The organism is Pseudomonas sp. BF-B-26 (genome assembly GCF_019956495.1).
Classification (GTDB): domain Bacteria; phylum Pseudomonadota; class Gammaproteobacteria; order Pseudomonadales; family Pseudomonadaceae; genus Aquipseudomonas.
In genome coordinates, this window is the sequence record NZ_JAHBDP010000086.1 from 1 (window position 1) to 16,126 (window position 16,126).

Sequence of the window (16,126 nt, forward strand, 5' to 3'; positions counted from 1 at the left end):
CCTTCCCAAGGTTCGACCCACCCGCCCGCTATTAAGGCAGATGAAGCGCCGAACCTTACATATCGATATATACGATTGATTTAAGCGTTTATTTGCGCTTTTTAATCAAATTAACTGGCGTAGCATGAATTCCATACCCAAGGCACAAAACGCCAACGAACCTGGAGCCACTACCATGAAAACCAAACTGATCCTCGCCCTGACCCTTTCCGTCCTGGCCGCTAACACCTTCGCCGCTGACGGCTACGACCGCACTGGCTCGGCTACTTACACCACACAAGCGGCTGTCGCTTCTGATGGTTACGACCATACCGGCTCGGCGTCTTTCGCTTCCGATGGCTCCGATCACACGGGCGCTGCCAAACTCGCTGCTGACGGTTTTGATCACACTGGCGCCGCCAAAGTCGCTGCTGACGGCTTCGATCACACCGGTGCAGCCAAGGTGGCAGCTGATGGTTCCGACCACGTGGGTGCAGCCCGCCTCAGCTGACCATTGAGTGCGACTTCACAGCCCGACTTCGGTCGGGCTTAGTTGTGTCTGGGGGCATCGAAAAGTGACTCAAAACACAACATGTAGTGAAAAACGCCGTTTTTTGGCTGTTTTTTGAACAAAAAAATGGCTAGCCAAAATTTATGAAAAAAAATCTTCACGCCCGACATCCAGCCAAAGCCCTATAAACCCTCGCTCCGACCGAAAAACCCTCCTTCTCGACCGCTGCATGCGCGGATTCGCCCCACCACGGCAGCAAAAATTTCCCTATAATGCCGCCTTAAACGGGCCTGCAATATTCCCTTACAGGGATAACAGCCAGTCTGAAGCCCACGCCGAAGTCTTCACCGATTTCTGCGCCCGTCAGAGGCTCTCGGAACCCCGTACAAATTTATGTTTATTTGCCTGCGTGTACCGCTGCAAAAAACGCTATCCAACGCGGCCAGTACGGCCGTGTGAAAAACCAACCTATCAGTTTTCACACGGGCATCTGGCCCTCACGCAGGAGACGACACGTCATGCTGAGCTGGGACGAATTCGACAAAGAAGACAGCGGCGAAACCGTTGTAAAAGGCGCCAACGCCGGGCACGCAACTGAAGCCAACATGGACCGCCTCGACACCGCTGGTGGCGTCGCGGCTCAAGAAGCCCGCGCTGTCACCGCGTCCGACTCCGCCGCAATCGCCCGAGCAAAAGCTGCCCTGGACAACCTCGACATCGCCGAAGGCCTCGCCGAACTCGAAGGCGCCTCCGCCCGTGTGGCCGTCGACGAAAAGCGCATGATCAACTGCCGCGCCGACCTCAACCAACTCGTACCATTCAAGTACGACTGGGCCTGGCAGAAGTACCTGGACGGCTGCGCAAACCACTGGATGCCGCAAGAAGTCAACATGACCGCCGACATCGCCCTCTGGAAAGACCCGGAAGGCCTGACCGACGACGAGCGCCGCATCGTCATGCGCAACCTCGGCTTCTTCTCCACCGCCGACTCCCTGGTTGCCAACAACCTGGTCCTGGCCGTGTACCGCCTGATCACCAACCCGGAATGCCGCCAGTACATCCTGCGCCAGGCCTTCGAAGAGGCGATCCACACCCACGCCTACCAGTACTGCATCGAATCGTTGGCCATGGATGAAGGCGAGATCTTCAACATGTACCACGAGATCCCATCGGTCGCGAAAAAAGCCACCTGGGGCCTCAAATACACCCGCTCGATCTCCGATCCGAAGTTCGAAACCGGCACCGTCGAAACCGACAAAGAGCTGCTGCGCAACCTGATCGCCTACTACTGCGTTCTGGAAGGCATCTTCTTCTACTGCGGCTTCACCCAGATCCTCTCCATGGGCCGCCGCAACAAAATGACCGGCGTCGCCGAGCAGTTCCAATACATCCTGCGCGACGAATCCATGCACCTGAACTTCGGCATCGACGTGATCAACCAGATCAAAATCGAAAACCCACACTTGTGGGATGCCGAAATGAAGGAAGAAGCTTCGCAGATGATTCTGCAAGGCACTCAGCTGGAAATCGAATACGCGCGTGACACCATGCCTCGCGGCGTGTTGGGCATGAACGCGGCGATGATGGAGGACTACCTGAAGTTCATCGCGAATCGTCGTTTGTCGCAGATTGGGTTGAAAGAAGAGTATCCAGGGACGACTAACCCGTTCCCTTGGATGAGCGAGATTATGGACTTGAAGAAAGAGAAGAACTTCTTTGAGACTCGGGTTATTGAGTATCAGACTGGTGGGGCGTTGAGCTGGGATTGATTCCAGAGCTCGCCGCGATTTGACGATTGCACTCTGAATCGAAAAATCGAAAAGCAAGAGCCCCGATCTGATCGGGGCTTTTTATTGGGGAATGAAAAACTTTTTTCCTTCCCTACGCTACGACGCTAAAACTCCTACAACACTTACAGCTCCGTCCGCATTGATGCTCTGTCAAAGCACCTCTAAGCTCCATTGCAGGTGCCTAAGAAACGCCCAACGTAGAAGCTTGGTCAATCACACAGACACGCAACTCACCCTTTGGTGGTTTGTCGTTCGGATGTGCGAAGGCTTTGCTCGTTGGGATTTTTCAAGTCCACTCTACGTTGGGGTCAGGCCCTCCTAAATCTACACGTAGAGGTAATGGATATGCCTGAACACGATCTACCCCGCACTCTCGCCATTCTGGAGATCAGTCATGACTGATCCCTTCTCTGTAACAGTCTTCACTCGCCACAACCTTACCCTCCATGCCCTCCTACTAGAAAACCAGCCATGGTTCTGCGCCCGCGATCTGGGTCGTTTGATGGGTTTCCACCTGAACGATCGAGTGGTCAGCAAACTGGACGAGGATCAGCGGCATACGTTGTTGATTGATTACCACGGCCAACCGGAGAAGCGGCTGATGCTCAGCGAGTCCGGAGTGTATGCCTTGTTGGTTTATCACTACGCACCGGGGAATCGGTTGTTGCGTGAATGGCTAACTCATCAAGTAGTGCCAGCTTTGCGCGATGCGGGGCAGTCAAAGAATGCGGATCGACCGATGTTGAGTTTGTTGGATTGGCCGGAGATGTCGTTGAGTCTGTTGCATTGGCAGGATGAAGGCTGGATTCGGCTTCGAGATATGCCTTATCTGTTGCTGAATCGCACACGGCGGCGGGTGCCGGTGGTTAAGCCTTGGTGGCGGAAGGTTTTGGAGGCTCTTCAGTCTTCAACGCATTCGGTTGGTTAGCCTTTGTAGGACCGACTGAACGAAGCGTCGGGATTTTCTGTAGGAATTTTCGTAGACAGCCGTAATGGCCACTTAGTATCGTCCGAGGGTTTTCAGCCCTCGGCGATTTTATGGACACGGAAAAGAGCAACAGCGATTGGAGTGACGCGGAGATTCAGGCTGCGGTCGATTCTTATCTCAGCATGTGGTCACGTGAGCAGAACGGTCAGGCGTTCAATAAGGCCCATGAAAATCGTGTACTACGCGAAGGTCTCTTAGCCGGCCGCACTAAGAGCTCAGTAGAGTTTCGGATGCAGAACATTTCTACGATCATGGCCGAGTTGGGTCGAGAGCCTATCAAGGGTTACAAACCCGCCAAGAATGTCGGCGCGAACGTTGCGCGAAGCATTCGAGAAGCGCTCAACGCTCCAAATACGTTGACCTCTGAGGATTTTGTCCCGACAGCGGACGAGGCAACGCTGGAACAGCGTTCTGCCAAACTTGAAAAACAACCGATTAAAGACGTGCCGAAAGGGATTGAGAGACCAGAACAGACTCAGTCCAGCGGAAAGTCGTATGTTCGCGATCCTGAGGTGAGAGCTTGGGTTCGCCAACAGGCTAACGGTAGATGCGAAGGCTGTGGCGAGCCTGCTCCGTTTGAAAAGGATGGCAGGCCGTTTCTTGAGGTCCACCACGTTAAGCATTTGGCACAGGACGGTTCGGATCGGCCAAGCAATGCCGTGGCGCTGTGTCCGAACTGTCATCGACGTTGTCACCATTCCGGTGACCGGGATGAGTTCACTGCCTCACTGTTTCAGAAGGTGGAACGGTTGAAGTTTGAGTGATTGGGCCTGTAGAACTTCATCGGCACATGCGCACGAAGACGGCGAGCGATTTTTGTTCTGGTTCTGACTATCAAACCTGCTCTACAACGTTTTTACCCAGCCTAAGCCGATCGCCGCCCATGGCCCCTCGTTCACTTGTTCATCATCTCGCTATGATGTGCGTCTCCTTCCATCGCGTCCTTGCCATGGTCGGAAAGCTGGGCATCAAACCACTGGTGAAGCGCCGCTATCAAGGCTGGATCCGAGGTCTTGAAGGCCAATTCGGCGCCACCTTCGATGTCTTTGTAGGTGATCGCCATTTGCCCAGGCTTGGCAGCTTTCAGGTCTGCCAGGCCAGGCATGTCTTGGCCATGGATGTGCGCCGGGCCTGAGAAGTCGCCCTTGAGAAACCGCTCGCGGATATCTTGAAGGTGCTGGCGAACCCACTGCACTTGGGCAGCATCCGCAGGCTTTTTGACGACCACTTGCTGAATGCCGCCTTCAGCGGTCTTGGTGAAGACATGGGTCGTCGCTGCGAGGCTGAACGGCATGACATCCTTGCCGCGACCTGCAACCTCGGCTTGCCGTTGCGCGTCGTTCGAATGATCCATGGTCTGAGCGTGAAGGTTTGCAGCAAGCGCCGAGAGAACGATTGAGGCGATGGCGGCTTTTAGCACGGTCTTTCTCCGATGTTGGAAGGGGGTGAGCCGACGCTGGCGCGTCAATCCAACAGGCGCTTCAGCGCTGCGACACCAACAGGTGGCTCCGCCGTCCAGGGCACCACGATGACATCGTGGCTGGTTTGGTCTGCAACCCGCGCCATCTGCTTGCGCTCACTGTCCAGGCGCGCTCGCAGCAGCGGGTCATCGGTGTCTGTGGCCAATAGAGACTTATTGACCACCCAGGCAAACGGTTCGATTTTGGCCCTGCGCAAGTCATCCTGCAGTGCTGCCGCCTGAGACACCGGTGTGGCTTCCGGCAGCGTCACCAGGATGATTTTGGTGTAGTGCGCATCTTGCAGGCGCATCAAAGGCGTGACGATGTGGTCCGAGTCGCCTTTGAATTCCCGAACCATCTGGCGGTGATAGGCGCCTGTGGCATCCATCAGTAGCAGTGAATGACCCGTGGGGGCGGTATCGAGCACCACGAACGACGTTCTGGCTTGAGCAACCACGCGGGAGAACGCGTGGAAGACCGCGACCTCTTCGGTGCAGGGGGATCGTAGATCCTCGATGAGCAAGGCTATTTCATCGTCCGTCAGGGTTGGCGCGCGGGAGGCGACGATCTTGTCCACGTATTTTTGGGTCTCGACCTTGGGGTCGATGCGGCCAACGTCGAGCCCTTGCACATCGGCGTTGAGGGTCACCGCCAGATGCGCCGCAGGGTCCGTGGTGCTCAGGTGCACGGACTTGCCGTGCTGCACCAGGCCCAGGGCGATGGCGGCGGCAATGGTGGTTTTGCCTACTCCCCCTTTGCCCATGACCATGATCAACCCGCGTTCGTCATTCGCAAGCTCGGCAACCAGTTCCGAGAGGGTGTGGTGTTCCAGAGGTGAGCGCGTTTGTGTTGCAGCCGTTGTTGGCCTGGCAAGTTCCAGGGAAAGCAGACTGCGGAGCGCGGGCAAGCCAACGGAATCTACAGCCTTGAGCGAAATGTAGTCGGCTGAAAGCTGGCGCAGCGACGCGGGCATCTCGTCGAGCGCCTGCTGGCCGATCGCTTCGATGGCGGCTGCGATCGGGTCATTCAAGTCGCTGCGTTTGAACACAGCGTTCACCACTAAACGCTGGTTTTCCAGACCCAACTCACGGAGCTCGTCGGAGGAACGCGCGGCCTCGCCCAGTGCGCCTTTGTCAGGACGAGCCACTAGCACGACGGTGGTCAGGGCTGGATTGTTGAGCGCCGCCAACGCCTGATTGAAAAGCTGCTCCTGCATTTTCAACCCCGAGTGCGGCCCCAGGCATGACGCACCACGATCATTGCCTTCCAAAAATCCGCTCCACGCTTTGGGCAGGCTCAACAGCCTGAGCGTGTGTCCCGTGGGCGCGGTATCGAACACGACATGATCATAGGCCGCGCCCCCCTGTGACAGGAGGTGGGAGAACTCATCGAACGTAGCGATTTCGGTCGTGCATGCTCCCGAGAGTTGCTCACGCACCAGAGCAATATCTTGATCGCTGGCCTGGGCGCCCATTTGCTCCACCACCCGGGCCCGGTAGTCGATGGCAGCGGTCCCGGGGTCGATGTTGAGCACGAACATTCCAGGCACGTTCGGCACCGCTACAGGCTGATTGCTCAGCTCGACACCGAGCATCTCATCAAGGTTAGAGGCCGCGTCTGTGCTAACCAGCAGCACCTTCTTGCCTGCATCAGCCAAGGCGATTGATACCGCAGTGGAAACCGACGTTTTGCCAACCCCGCCCTTGCCAGTGAAGAACATATATTGGGTGGGCTGATCGAGCAGTTTGATGGTGGACTGCATGGCACGTTAGCCTCGCTACGGAGCACAATTGAGGCTCAGAGTTTAGACCGATGCTCAGCAGCGCCAACTTTATCTGAAAAACATTCAGTGCAACCCGCCCCACCTCCCGCTATTAATACCCTTCCCCACTCAAGGACCCGAGCCCGCCATGAAATTCGACCTCGCCTACTGCCTCAGCCTCGACGACAAGCTGTCGATCTATGACGTGCGCGATCTCAATTTCGACGAAACCATGGATTTCGACTCCGCCAAAGAACACTTCCAATGCCCCAACGATGCTTGTCGTTTGGCGTTCGATGCGGCGAATGTGTTGACGACGTTCAACGCCAAAAACGTGAACTACGTTCGCACCCCGCACTTCAAGAACACGCCCAGCACCCGCCATGTCGCGGATTGTCCTTATGTCAGTCTCAAGGCGTCGACGTCAGGTGTGGACGCGGACGGTGCGGAAACGGATGACAGTCGCGAGGAGCATTTCCCGTCGGAGTTGTTGCTGACGCGACGTGAGTATGTGCGTAAGCCATCGAGCCCGGCGGTGGCGGCTGATGTGATGCGGGATGATCCGAAACCGCCTTCAGCGGCCAGTGATGTCGAACACCCAAGCCGCGAATCAGCACCGGACAAGACCAGTGTCTTCGCCCACCCGGTGGAGTGTTTTGTGTCGAACTTCGAGGACAAGGAGCTGCTCAAGCGCATGCCGCTGAAGATTGGTGAGCACACGGCGCCTTATGGGTCGTTCTTCAAGAAGATCGAGTATCTGCAGGACAACAAGGGGCTGATTTACTGGGGCAAGATCAAGGAGATCAAGGATTACACCCAGAGCTTTCGCATCGATTTCGAACAGAAGGTCTGGTTCAAGCAAGCGGACGAGGCGAAGAAGAAGCCTTATTCAGTCAACGTTTACTTGAGCAAAAAGCTGATCGACAACTACCGCAAGCGCAAAGCGTTTCTGGAAGAGATCAAGCACGCCAGTGAGAGCGGGAAAGAATTGTATTGCTTCTTTTATGGCGTGACGCCGGAGTTGAAGATGGTGCCGAGCAAGAAAAACCCCGAGCAGACGTTCGGGGTGTTCAGCGCGAATATTGAGAACCTGGATCACTTTATTATTCGTGAGGCGCCAGGGTTGGCGAGTCAATAGTCATTGGCTCACCCTGCTGGACGTCATTCTGAATGAAACCCTGTTTATAAAGTGGTCTTTGTAAGCTTATGGGGCATGATGGGCCGTAGTGCTTTCCCTGATGTCCAACGCCGATGAGTGCCCTATCTTGTGTCAGTGATTCCCCTACTGGTCTGTGACGACTCCAACATGGCCCGCAAGCAGGTGTTACGGGCGCTGCCGGCGGACTGGCCGGTTTCGGTTACCGAGGCAGGTAATGGTCGCGAGGCAATGGAGGCCATACGCCGGGGGTTAGGGCTGGTGGTGCTGCTCGACCTGACCATGCCGGAGATGGATGGTTATCAGGTGTTGAGCGCCTTGCGCACCGAAGGATTGAAGGCGCAAGTCATCGTGATCTCTGGTGACATTCAGGAAGAAGCAGTGCGCCGCGTGCGTGAGCTGGGCGCGCTGGCGTTCCTGAAAAAGCCTTTCGACGAACACGAGCTGCGCCAGACACTCAGTCAGCTGGGGCTACTGACGGAACCCGGCCAGGCGTCGCAGGGGAGTCGTCCGGCAGCGAACACGGTCATCAGTTTTCACGATGCGTTTCGCGAAACGGTCAACGTTGCCATGGGCGGGGCGGCCGCCCTGATAGCCCAGGTGTTGGGAGTTTTTGTGCAGTTGCCGGTCCCGAACGTGAACATCCTCGAAGTCGGCGAATTGCACATGGCCCTGACCGATGCCAGTAGCAGCCAGCAACTCACGGCCATCTGCCAGGGGTTCATCGGCAGTGGCATCGCCGGCGAAGCCCTGCTGATGTTTCACGACTCGGAAATCGCCGACATCGCGCAGTTGATGCAGCGTCAGAGCAGCGATTATTCGGACCTGGAAATGCTGCTGGACCTCTCCAGCGTTCTGATCGGTGCTTGCCTGAGCAGCATTGCCGAACAGATCGATGTGGTGTTTTCTCAAGGCCATCCGCAGATCCTCGGCCAGCACGCGGCCATCGATGAGCTGATCCGGGTCAATCACAAGCGCTGGAAAAAGACCCTGGCGGTGGAAATCAGCTACAGCCTGGAAGGGCACGATATTCGTTTCGACCTATTGTTGCTGTTCACGGAAGACTCCATCGAGCGGTTAACCCACAAACTCGCCTACTTGATGAACTGAGCCATGAACGAGCCTATCGATCTGAACGAGTTTCACTGGTTGCTGGCGATCGTCCAGAGCATCGACGTCGGTGTGGTGGTGCTCGACCGCGACTACCACGTGCAGGTCTGGAACACCTTCATGGAGAACCGCTCTGGGGTGCAGCCCAAGGATTCCCACAATCAGAGTTTCTTCAGTCTGTTTCCTGAAATCGACCGCCAATGGTTTAGCCGCAAGGTGGAAAGCGTCGCTACCCTTGGTACGCCAGCGTTCACTGTTTGGGAGCAGCGCCCGTATCTGGTGCGGTTCAAGAACTATCAGCCGATCACCGGCCAGGAAGAGTTCATGTACCAGAACACCACGCTGTTACCGCTGCGCTCCACCGACGGCAAAATCAACCATATCTGTCTGGTGATCTATGACGTCACCGACGTCGCCACCAACCGGCATCAGCTGCTGGCCGCAAATGCGCAATTGCAGCAACTCTCCAGCACCGATCGGCTGACGGGTCTGTACAACCGCGGCCATTGGGAAGAAAGCCTGAAAGTCGCCTATGCCCGGCACCAGCGTTATGGCAATGCCACCAGCCTGGTGATGCTGGATATCGATCACTTCAAGCGGGTCAACGACACCTATGGTCACCAGGCGGGCGACAAGGTCATCGAGGAAGTCTCCAGGCTGATCCGCGAACATGTGCGCGAAACCGATGTGGCTGGGCGTTATGGCGGTGAAGAGTTCGGCGTGGTGCTTTCGGACACCGACAAGACCGGTGCACAGGTTTTCGCCGAGCGTCTGCGTGAGGCAGTCGAAGGGCTGGAAGTGCTGCACAACGACCAGAGCATCCGTTTCACCATCAGCCTGGGGGTGGCCGACCTGAGCCAGCCCTCGACCAATTACGCCGACCTGATCGCCTGGGCGGACCACGCGCTGTTTGCGTCGAAGAAGGCCGGGCGCAATCGGGTGACGGTGTATGAGTAGATAGCATCCTCAACTCTGCGAAAGCGCCCATTCCTCCAATACCAGTCAGTTAGCGGAAATTTTCCCGTCTGGTGGGCATTTGTGGCGAGGGGGCTTGCCCCGGCTGGGGCGCACAGCGGCCCTAAAATCGGCGACCCTGTTGTGTCAGACACACCGCATTTGCAGGTTTCAGGACTGCTTCGCAAAATACTGAGCTGCTGGTTCGTGAAGCGCCGGGGTTGGCGGATAAATAATTCAGTGTCAAGGCAACTTCAATGCTACGTGGCCGGGGTGTTGTTTGATCAGGTTGTACGGCAGGGTGCTCCATTCCACGTTTCGACACATTGCTTGGTTGTGAGCAAAGGAAGGCAGCAATTTGATGCCTTGGTCGGTGAAGTACCAGGAGGGGAAGATCCACGATTGTTCTTCACCGTAGACGCAGCCATCGTTACGGTCAGTCGTGGTGGTGACTTCCACGGGATAGAGCGTACGCAATTGACCTACCAGCCACGGTGCCAATTCTTTGGTGCGGTATTCGGAATAGGCGAGATAAGCATCATTGGACGCCTTGTCGTCGAGCTGGTTTAGTTCGTAGTACTGCGGCTCGCCTTGTCCGATCCAAAGCACATCCTCCAGCGCCAGGGTCTTGCCGGTCTTGGTATCAAGATTGAACGGCATGTCCCTCTCATCCGAATAAGACCCGCCACAGTTGGACTCAGCCTTGATGTTCACGCTGATCACCGAGGGTGACATCCATAACGGATCGGCCGTTTGGCTGTAGACGTACATCCCGGGCTGGGTGAGGCAGTCGTGAAAGCTGACGACTTGCTGCCACAAACGCCCCATTAATTGTTGATTGATGCGCTGAAGTTCTTCGGCGGTGTAACCCGAAATCACTTCAAACAACGACATCCCGGATTGCGGTTCGCTCCACCATTGCAGCGTGTAGCCCATGAAGGTTTCGGTCTTGCCTTGTTTGAGTTTCATACCTTGCAGGCGCAGGTATTCATAAGACGACACGTCATGGAGCGTAGCGAGATAAGGCAAAGTACCAACTGGAACCGGTGGTAGTTTGGCTCGCAGCAGTTCTATCTTCAGGACTTTGCCTTGGGGGCTGGTCCATTCCCCGGATAAGCCGTTGGATGTGGGCTGAAGACGAATGTTCGGGCGCGGTTTACCCTCGTTATCGCGGTCGTTGCCCTCATCAAATCTCAGCGCCTCACCGTCCTTTTCGCCTCTGAGCATTAAGTCCTTGCGGTACTTCTGGTAGAAGTAGCGCCCGCTCACGTCCTTGGCGTTATCGGTGTTCACCTCCAACACAATCGGTGAATTGCCTAACGTTCCGGAGTAAACCTGTTTGCCACCGTCGGCGCCCAGCGCAGTAGAAACCGCTGAGCACACCAGCACGACAACACCGGTCAGACGAAACAGTCCTTTGAACATCACATCATCCTTGAATGAAACGAGCGCCTACTCGCGCAAAAGAGCGACGGATTATGGCGAAGCATCGTCCGAGAATCGATGAAAAGCTACGTCGCCAGCACTCAACTCAGGCACAGGCTGATCATTACCAAAACCAGCAAACCAACATACACCCGCGCATGCATTCGATCCGGAGTCCGCCCAATCCACGGCGTAGCCAACCGAATCCCCACCAGCGACCCCACCGTCAACACCGCAAACGCCAGCACATCCACATAACCGACAAACCACGGCCCAAGATCAAACTCGGTAAACCCAGCCATGGCCATGTAAGTCAGCGTCCCGGCCAGCGCCACGGGCAAACTCAGTGGATTGGCCATGGACGTCGCCTGGGACATGCTTAACCCACAACGCCGCAACAACGGCACGGTCATAACGCTGCCGCCTACGCCGAGAAACGTGGCGATGGTGCCGATTCCGACACCGCCGCCTGACACTTCTGCCCTTCCCAATCGCCGTGGGATGGCGGTGTCGGACGCTGTAAGAAAGCCGCGTCGCAACAAGCAATCCGCGATGGTCACGCCCAGGTACGCGATGAAGGCATAGCGGATCACCTCGCCACTGGCCCACATCGCCGCGACGGCGCCGACGACCGCGCCCACGCCGATGAACCCGCCCAACGGCCACAGGTAATGACGAATGAGATTACCGGCGCGGCGGTGTTTTCCGGTGGCGATCGCTGCGTTGACGATCATCACGCAGGTCGAGGTTGCCACAGCAATGTGCATCGCCGATTGGCTGACGGGGTCGTCTGTGCCTTGGCGGGTCATGAGCATGCGGTACAGCAATGGCACGACGACGAAACCGCCGCCGAAGCCGAACAGCACGGCCGTGACGCCTGTCATGCAGCCGAAGAGTGCCAGCAAGAGGTAGAAGAACATCGCGCATCGTCCGTTGGTTGAGAGTGGCCGACGATAGAGCGATGGGGGGTTGGCCTATCGCCGGTAAGTTAAGTAAGAGCAATCCTTGTGGGAGCGGGCTTGCTCGCGAAAGCGGTGTGTCAGGCGACATCAATGTTGGCTGTGCCGCCGTCTTCGCGAGCAAGCCCGCTCCCACAAGGATTGCTCTTAACTTACGGGTATTAGGGCTTGGCCTGCTTCAGCAAGTCAGCCAATAATATTTGCGTTTACGCCAACCGCTGGATGACGCTTGATGCGCAATGTTTCGATTGATCTGCTGGACGACACGCCACGACCGGTGGTGGCCATCGGCACGGATTACCCCAACGGTCAGCTATTGCCGCGCCATACCCATCGACGAGCGCAGTTGTTGTACGGCGCCACCGGGGTGATGCAGGTGAGTACGCACGACGGCAATTGGGTGGTGCCGCCGCAGCGGGCGGTGTGGATTCCGCCGGGGGTGGCGCATGAGGTGTTGATGCTGGGGGTGAGCACTCGCAGTTTGTACATCGAACCGGGAACGGTTGATTTGGGCAAGCGCTGCCAGGTGATCAGTGTTTCGCCGTTGATGCGGCATTTGCTGATGGAGGCGGTGGAGGTTGCGCTGGAGTACGACGAGGCCGGACGCGATGGTGCGCTGATCGACTTGCTGCTGCATGAGTTGGCCCATAGCGCTCACTTGCCGTTGCACATTCCGCTGCCCCTGGATGCGCGGCTGCTTGGGTTGTGTCAGATGTTTCTCCAGCAACCGAACGCTCATCAGTCACCACAGCAATGGGCCGATCAGTTGCATATCAGCCTGCGGACTTTCAATCGCCTGTTCCGCCAACAGACGGGTCTGAGTTTCAGCCAATGGCGGCAGCGGGCTTGCGTGGTGCTGGCGCTGGCGCGGTTGGTGGTGGGCGAACCGGTGACGCGCATTGCCCTGGATTTTGGCTATGACAGCCCGGCGGCGTTCTCCACGATGTTCCGTCGCATCCTGGGACAAGCGCCAACGACCTGGCTGGACGGGACGAGATAGAACCAATCAAAAAATGAGTTTGATTCGGGCTCAAAACAACTGTACAAAAACACAGTATTTTTTGAATCAGCACTCTTGAGCCCGGAGAACACCATGGCCTCTCTTGCGATGAAAATCACCCTGGAACGTATCGCCCTTTTCCAATTCACCCCCGCGCATAGCGTTCAAGCCCGAGCGATGCTGGGTTGGAGTGTGGAGCAACTGTCTCGGGAATCCGGGGTTTCGGTGGACGCTATTCAGCGATTTGAGGATGAACGCGATGTGCTGGATGTTACGCGGCTGGCGTTGGCTTATCGGTTTGAATCGGAGGGGTTGGTGTTCTTCCCGGGGTTTGCGCCGGGGAGAGGGATGAATGTGAAAGGGACAACGCCTGATCCGGTGGGGCGGGCGGATTATGCGATGGTTGAGTGAGGTGCCGGCCCGGGCCGCTTGCAGGGTAAGCAGCCCGGTTTCACATCATCAAGCGTTCTGAGGTTCCACCTGATCGCCAACACTTTCCAACTCCGACCACCAAGTGCTACCCCGCTGCGGATACATCACGTTGAACGCCTGCCCCATCTGCGGCGTGGTAATCGACACGCTCCGCTCCCAGGCCAACGCCAGAATGCGGTCAAAGGGTTCGTACCAGGCGTGCATCGACAAATCGAAGGTGCCGTTATGAATCGGCAGTAACCACCGGCCTTTGAGGTCGATATGCGCTTGCAGGGTTTGCTCCGGCTGCATGTGCACATGCGGCCACTCAACGTTGTAGGCACCGGTTTCCATGAGGGTCAGGTCGAACGGGCCGTACTGTTCGCCGATGCGTTTGAAGCCGTCGAAATAACCGCTGTCGCCGCTGAAGAAGATTCGTGTGTCACCGCTGATCATCACCCAGGAGGCCCACAGCGTGCTGTTGCCATCGAACAGACCGCGACCGGAAAAGTGCTGCGAAGGTGTGGCGATGAACTGAATACTGTCGACCTCAGTGCCTTGCCACCAGTCCAGTTGCCGGACCTTGCTGGCGTCGATGCCCCATTTGATCAGGGTGTCGCCCACGCCCAACGGCGTGAGGAAGTACTTGGCCTTATCCGCCAGTTTGAGTACGGCTTGATAGTCGAGGTGGTCGTAGTGATCGTGGGACAGGATCACCGCTTCAATCGGAGGCAGTTCTTCGAGGCTGATCGGCGGCTGGTGAAAGCGCTTGGGGCCGGCCCATTGCACGGGTGAGGCGCGTTCGGCGAAGACCGGGTCGGTGATCCAGAATTTGTCCTGCAGTTTCAGCAGTACGGTGGAATGGCCGAGGCGGTAAACGCTGTGGTTGGGGGCGGCGATCAACGCTGCTTGAGTCAGGGTTTGTACCGGGACAGGCGCCGTCGGGCGGGTGTTACGCGGTTTATGGAAGATCATGTTCCACATGATGCGCAGGGTTTTGCGAAAGCCTTCGCGCTTTGCCAGCGCATGGTTTCGAAAGAGCCCTTCTACCTGACGGGAAGCTTCAGGCGTGGAGGCGTTGTCCGCAGGGGAAGTTGAAGTGGCCATGACTGAATGACTCCAGGAAAACCACTTGATTCGCAGTTTTCCGCTCGGGACGATAAATGGCCAAGGCACGCACGCATCAGCCGGAGATTCTATTGTTCACTGCGCAGGATTAACAAAACATTACACTGCACAGTGTAGTTTCAAGGTTGCATCAAAGCTGATCACAAGTAAACTGCCAAGTGTAGTTCTCACTTCTTCCTGCCAAAAGCGTACTTATGACAGCTCCACAGCGCCTCACCGACCGAAAACGCGAAGCCATCATTCAGGCGGCGATTGCCGAATTCCGTGCCAACGGTTTCGACATCACCAGCATGGACAAGATCGCTGCCACCGCCGGCGTGTCGAAGCGCACGGTGTACAACCATTTCCCCAGCAAGGAAGAGTTGTTCGCCGAAATCCTCAATCAATTATGGGCGCGGGTGACGGCTGAACAGGAAACGCCCTACCACCCTGACCTGCCCCTGCGCGACCAGATGCGCCGGATGCTGATGGCGAAAATGCAGATGCTGGGCGATGACAATTTTCTCGACCTGGCGCGAGTGGCCATTGCCGCCACCATCCATTCCCCCGAGCGCGCCCAGAATATGGTGTGCCGAATGGGTGAGCGCGAAGAAGGCCTGACCGTGTGGATCCGCGCCGCTCAGGCCGATGGCCGTTTGAAACCGGTCGCCCCCGAATTCGCCGCACAACAGATTCAGGGAATGCTCAAATCCTTTGCGTTCTGGCCACAGATTTCCATGGGCCTGCCCAGCTTGTCAGCCGAAATGCAGACCACTGTTGTGGAGTCGGCACTGGACATGTTTCTGGCCTGTTATCAGCTCTGAACCGAGCTGCAATAAATGACAATGTCTGCCGATTTTTCCAATCACTGGTCGCTCTGAATAAAACACCGCAATGTGTTTCAGAATGAAACTGGCGCTGGGGCTATAGTGAGCCTCAGTCCCAGCGCCATGCAGAGAACACCATGACCACCACGACTTCCGACACTAAACCCGCCCACCCCCCAGTTGACCACCTGCGCTTTCATCGCCCCCACGCCCACTTGGCGCCTACCTTTGGCAACGACAAGTTTGCCCTGCGCGCCGAGGCCTTTGCGCGGTTCTTCGGCACGCCAACTTTTCTCGGGGCGCAGACGCTGATCGTGGTGGTATGGATTTGCCTCAACCTGTTCGGCGTGGCCCACTTCGATCTCTACCCGTTCATCCTGCTCAACCTCGCCTTCAGCCTTCAAGCGGCTTATGCCGCGCCGCTGATCCTGTTGGCCCAGACCCGCCAGGCAGCACGCGACAAAGCCCAGTCTGAAGCCGATGCGCTGCATCGCGAAGCACTGGCCGTGGCCAACAGTGAGCGCCAGGCACAAGCGGCGCAGAACACTGCGCAACTGCTGGAGTTGCTGGAGCAAAACACCCGGCTCACCGAAATGACCAAGGCCCTCACCGAACGCATCGAAAGCCTGACCTCGGAAATGCATCAGCACTTCGTGCACAAGGATCAGCCGAAGGTTTAGCGCTCGG

At 56.9% G+C, this 16,126-nt stretch carries 16 protein-coding genes; 11 read left to right on the forward strand and 5 right to left on the reverse strand.

The genetic code is table 11. From position 1 onward, the window contains the following. Positions 1 to 175 precede the first annotated feature (175 nt). The 4 genes from KGB03_RS19110 (at position 176) to KGB03_RS19125 (ending at position 4,032) form a co-directional block, all read left to right on the forward strand. On the forward strand, positions 176 to 490 hold the full coding sequence (locus KGB03_RS19110) for a hypothetical protein (protein WP_223528230.1): 315 nt from the start codon (positions 176 to 178) through the stop codon (positions 488 to 490). 518 nt (positions 491 to 1,008) lie between these two features. Beyond that, positions 1,009 to 2,259, forward strand: a complete 1,251-nt coding sequence (locus tag KGB03_RS19115) for a ribonucleotide-diphosphate reductase subunit beta (RefSeq protein WP_008034875.1) — start codon at positions 1,009 to 1,011, stop codon at positions 2,257 to 2,259. 415 nt (positions 2,260 to 2,674) lie between these two features. Then, positions 2,675 to 3,208: a Bro-N domain-containing protein gene (locus KGB03_RS19120; protein WP_223528234.1), complete on the forward strand. Its 534-nt coding sequence runs from the start codon at positions 2,675 to 2,677 to the stop codon at positions 3,206 to 3,208. 110 nt (positions 3,209 to 3,318) lie between these two features. After that, positions 3,319 to 4,032: an HNH endonuclease gene (locus tag KGB03_RS19125; RefSeq protein ID WP_223528236.1), complete on the forward strand. Its 714-nt coding sequence runs from the start codon at positions 3,319 to 3,321 to the stop codon at positions 4,030 to 4,032. A gap of 131 nt (positions 4,033 to 4,163) precedes the next feature. Here the strand turns inward: KGB03_RS19125 and KGB03_RS19130 are convergent, their stop codons facing one another. Together KGB03_RS19130 and arsA are read right to left on the reverse strand one after the other, a co-directional pair. Beyond that, on the reverse strand, positions 4,164 to 4,736 hold the full coding sequence (locus KGB03_RS19130) for an aspartate carbamoyltransferase (protein ID WP_223528326.1): 573 nt from the start codon (positions 4,734 to 4,736) through the stop codon (positions 4,164 to 4,166). Further along, entirely contained in the window at positions 4,733 to 6,490 is a 1,758-nt protein-coding gene (gene arsA / locus KGB03_RS19135; RefSeq protein ID WP_223528239.1) for an arsenical pump-driving ATPase, read from the reverse strand. Before arsA ends, KGB03_RS19130 begins: the two co-directional genes overlap by 4 nt. Positions 6,491 to 6,638: 148 nt before the next feature. On the opposite strand from arsA, the gene KGB03_RS19140 reads away from it, so the two are divergent. From KGB03_RS19140 to KGB03_RS19150, 3 genes are all read left to right on the forward strand, one after another. Then, complete coding sequence (locus KGB03_RS19140) at positions 6,639 to 7,628, forward strand: hypothetical protein (RefSeq protein WP_223528242.1); 990 nt, start codon at positions 6,639 to 6,641, stop codon at positions 7,626 to 7,628. 129 nt (positions 7,629 to 7,757) lie between these two features. Continuing rightward, positions 7,758 to 8,756, forward strand: coding sequence for a response regulator (locus KGB03_RS19145; RefSeq protein ID WP_223528245.1), 999 nt, complete (start codon positions 7,758 to 7,760; stop codon positions 8,754 to 8,756). 3 nt (positions 8,757 to 8,759) lie between these two features. After that, positions 8,760 to 9,713: a sensor domain-containing diguanylate cyclase gene (locus KGB03_RS19150; protein ID WP_192411117.1), complete on the forward strand. Its 954-nt coding sequence runs from the start codon at positions 8,760 to 8,762 to the stop codon at positions 9,711 to 9,713. Positions 9,714 to 9,953: 240 nt separating this feature from the next. On the opposite strand, the gene KGB03_RS19155 is transcribed toward KGB03_RS19150, so the two are convergent. Further along, a complete protein-coding gene (locus KGB03_RS19155) occupies positions 9,954 to 11,135 on the reverse strand; it encodes a hypothetical protein (protein ID WP_223528248.1) in 1,182 nt (393 codons plus the stop codon). A gap of 101 nt (positions 11,136 to 11,236) precedes the next feature. Beyond that, positions 11,237 to 12,055 (reverse strand): sulfite exporter TauE/SafE family protein, encoded by an 819-nt coding sequence (locus KGB03_RS19160; RefSeq protein WP_223528250.1) that lies wholly within the window; start codon positions 12,053 to 12,055, stop codon positions 11,237 to 11,239. Between the two features lie 271 nt (positions 12,056 to 12,326). Here KGB03_RS19160 and KGB03_RS19165 point away from each other — a divergent pair, with 271 nt between their 5' ends. Both KGB03_RS19165 and KGB03_RS19170 read left to right on the forward strand, forming a co-directional pair. Beyond that, positions 12,327 to 13,094 carry an AraC family transcriptional regulator gene (locus KGB03_RS19165; protein ID WP_223528252.1) on the forward strand — a complete coding sequence of 256 codons (768 nt, stop codon included), beginning with the start codon at positions 12,327 to 12,329 and terminating at the stop codon, positions 13,092 to 13,094. Positions 13,095 to 13,187: 93 nt separating this feature from the next. After that, entirely contained in the window at positions 13,188 to 13,505 is a 318-nt protein-coding gene (locus tag KGB03_RS19170; protein WP_223528255.1) for a helix-turn-helix transcriptional regulator, read from the forward strand. A gap of 48 nt (positions 13,506 to 13,553) precedes the next feature. Here KGB03_RS19170 and KGB03_RS19175 read toward each other — a convergent pair whose 3' ends face one another. After that, positions 13,554 to 14,612: an MBL fold metallo-hydrolase gene (locus tag KGB03_RS19175; protein ID WP_223528257.1), complete on the reverse strand. Its 1,059-nt coding sequence runs from the start codon at positions 14,610 to 14,612 to the stop codon at positions 13,554 to 13,556. A 215-nt stretch (positions 14,613 to 14,827) separates the two neighbouring features. Between KGB03_RS19175 and KGB03_RS19180 the strand changes: the two genes are divergently transcribed. Both KGB03_RS19180 and KGB03_RS19185 read left to right on the forward strand, forming a co-directional pair. Further along, positions 14,828 to 15,436, forward strand: a complete 609-nt coding sequence (locus KGB03_RS19180; RefSeq protein WP_223528259.1) for a TetR/AcrR family transcriptional regulator — start codon at positions 14,828 to 14,830, stop codon at positions 15,434 to 15,436. A gap of 140 nt (positions 15,437 to 15,576) precedes the next feature. Beyond that, the gene (locus KGB03_RS19185) at positions 15,577 to 16,119 is read left to right on the forward strand and encodes a DUF1003 domain-containing protein (RefSeq protein WP_111451514.1); all 543 of its coding nucleotides are present in this window, start codon (positions 15,577 to 15,579) and stop codon (positions 16,117 to 16,119) included. The last annotated feature ends 7 nt before the right edge of the window (positions 16,120 to 16,126 follow it).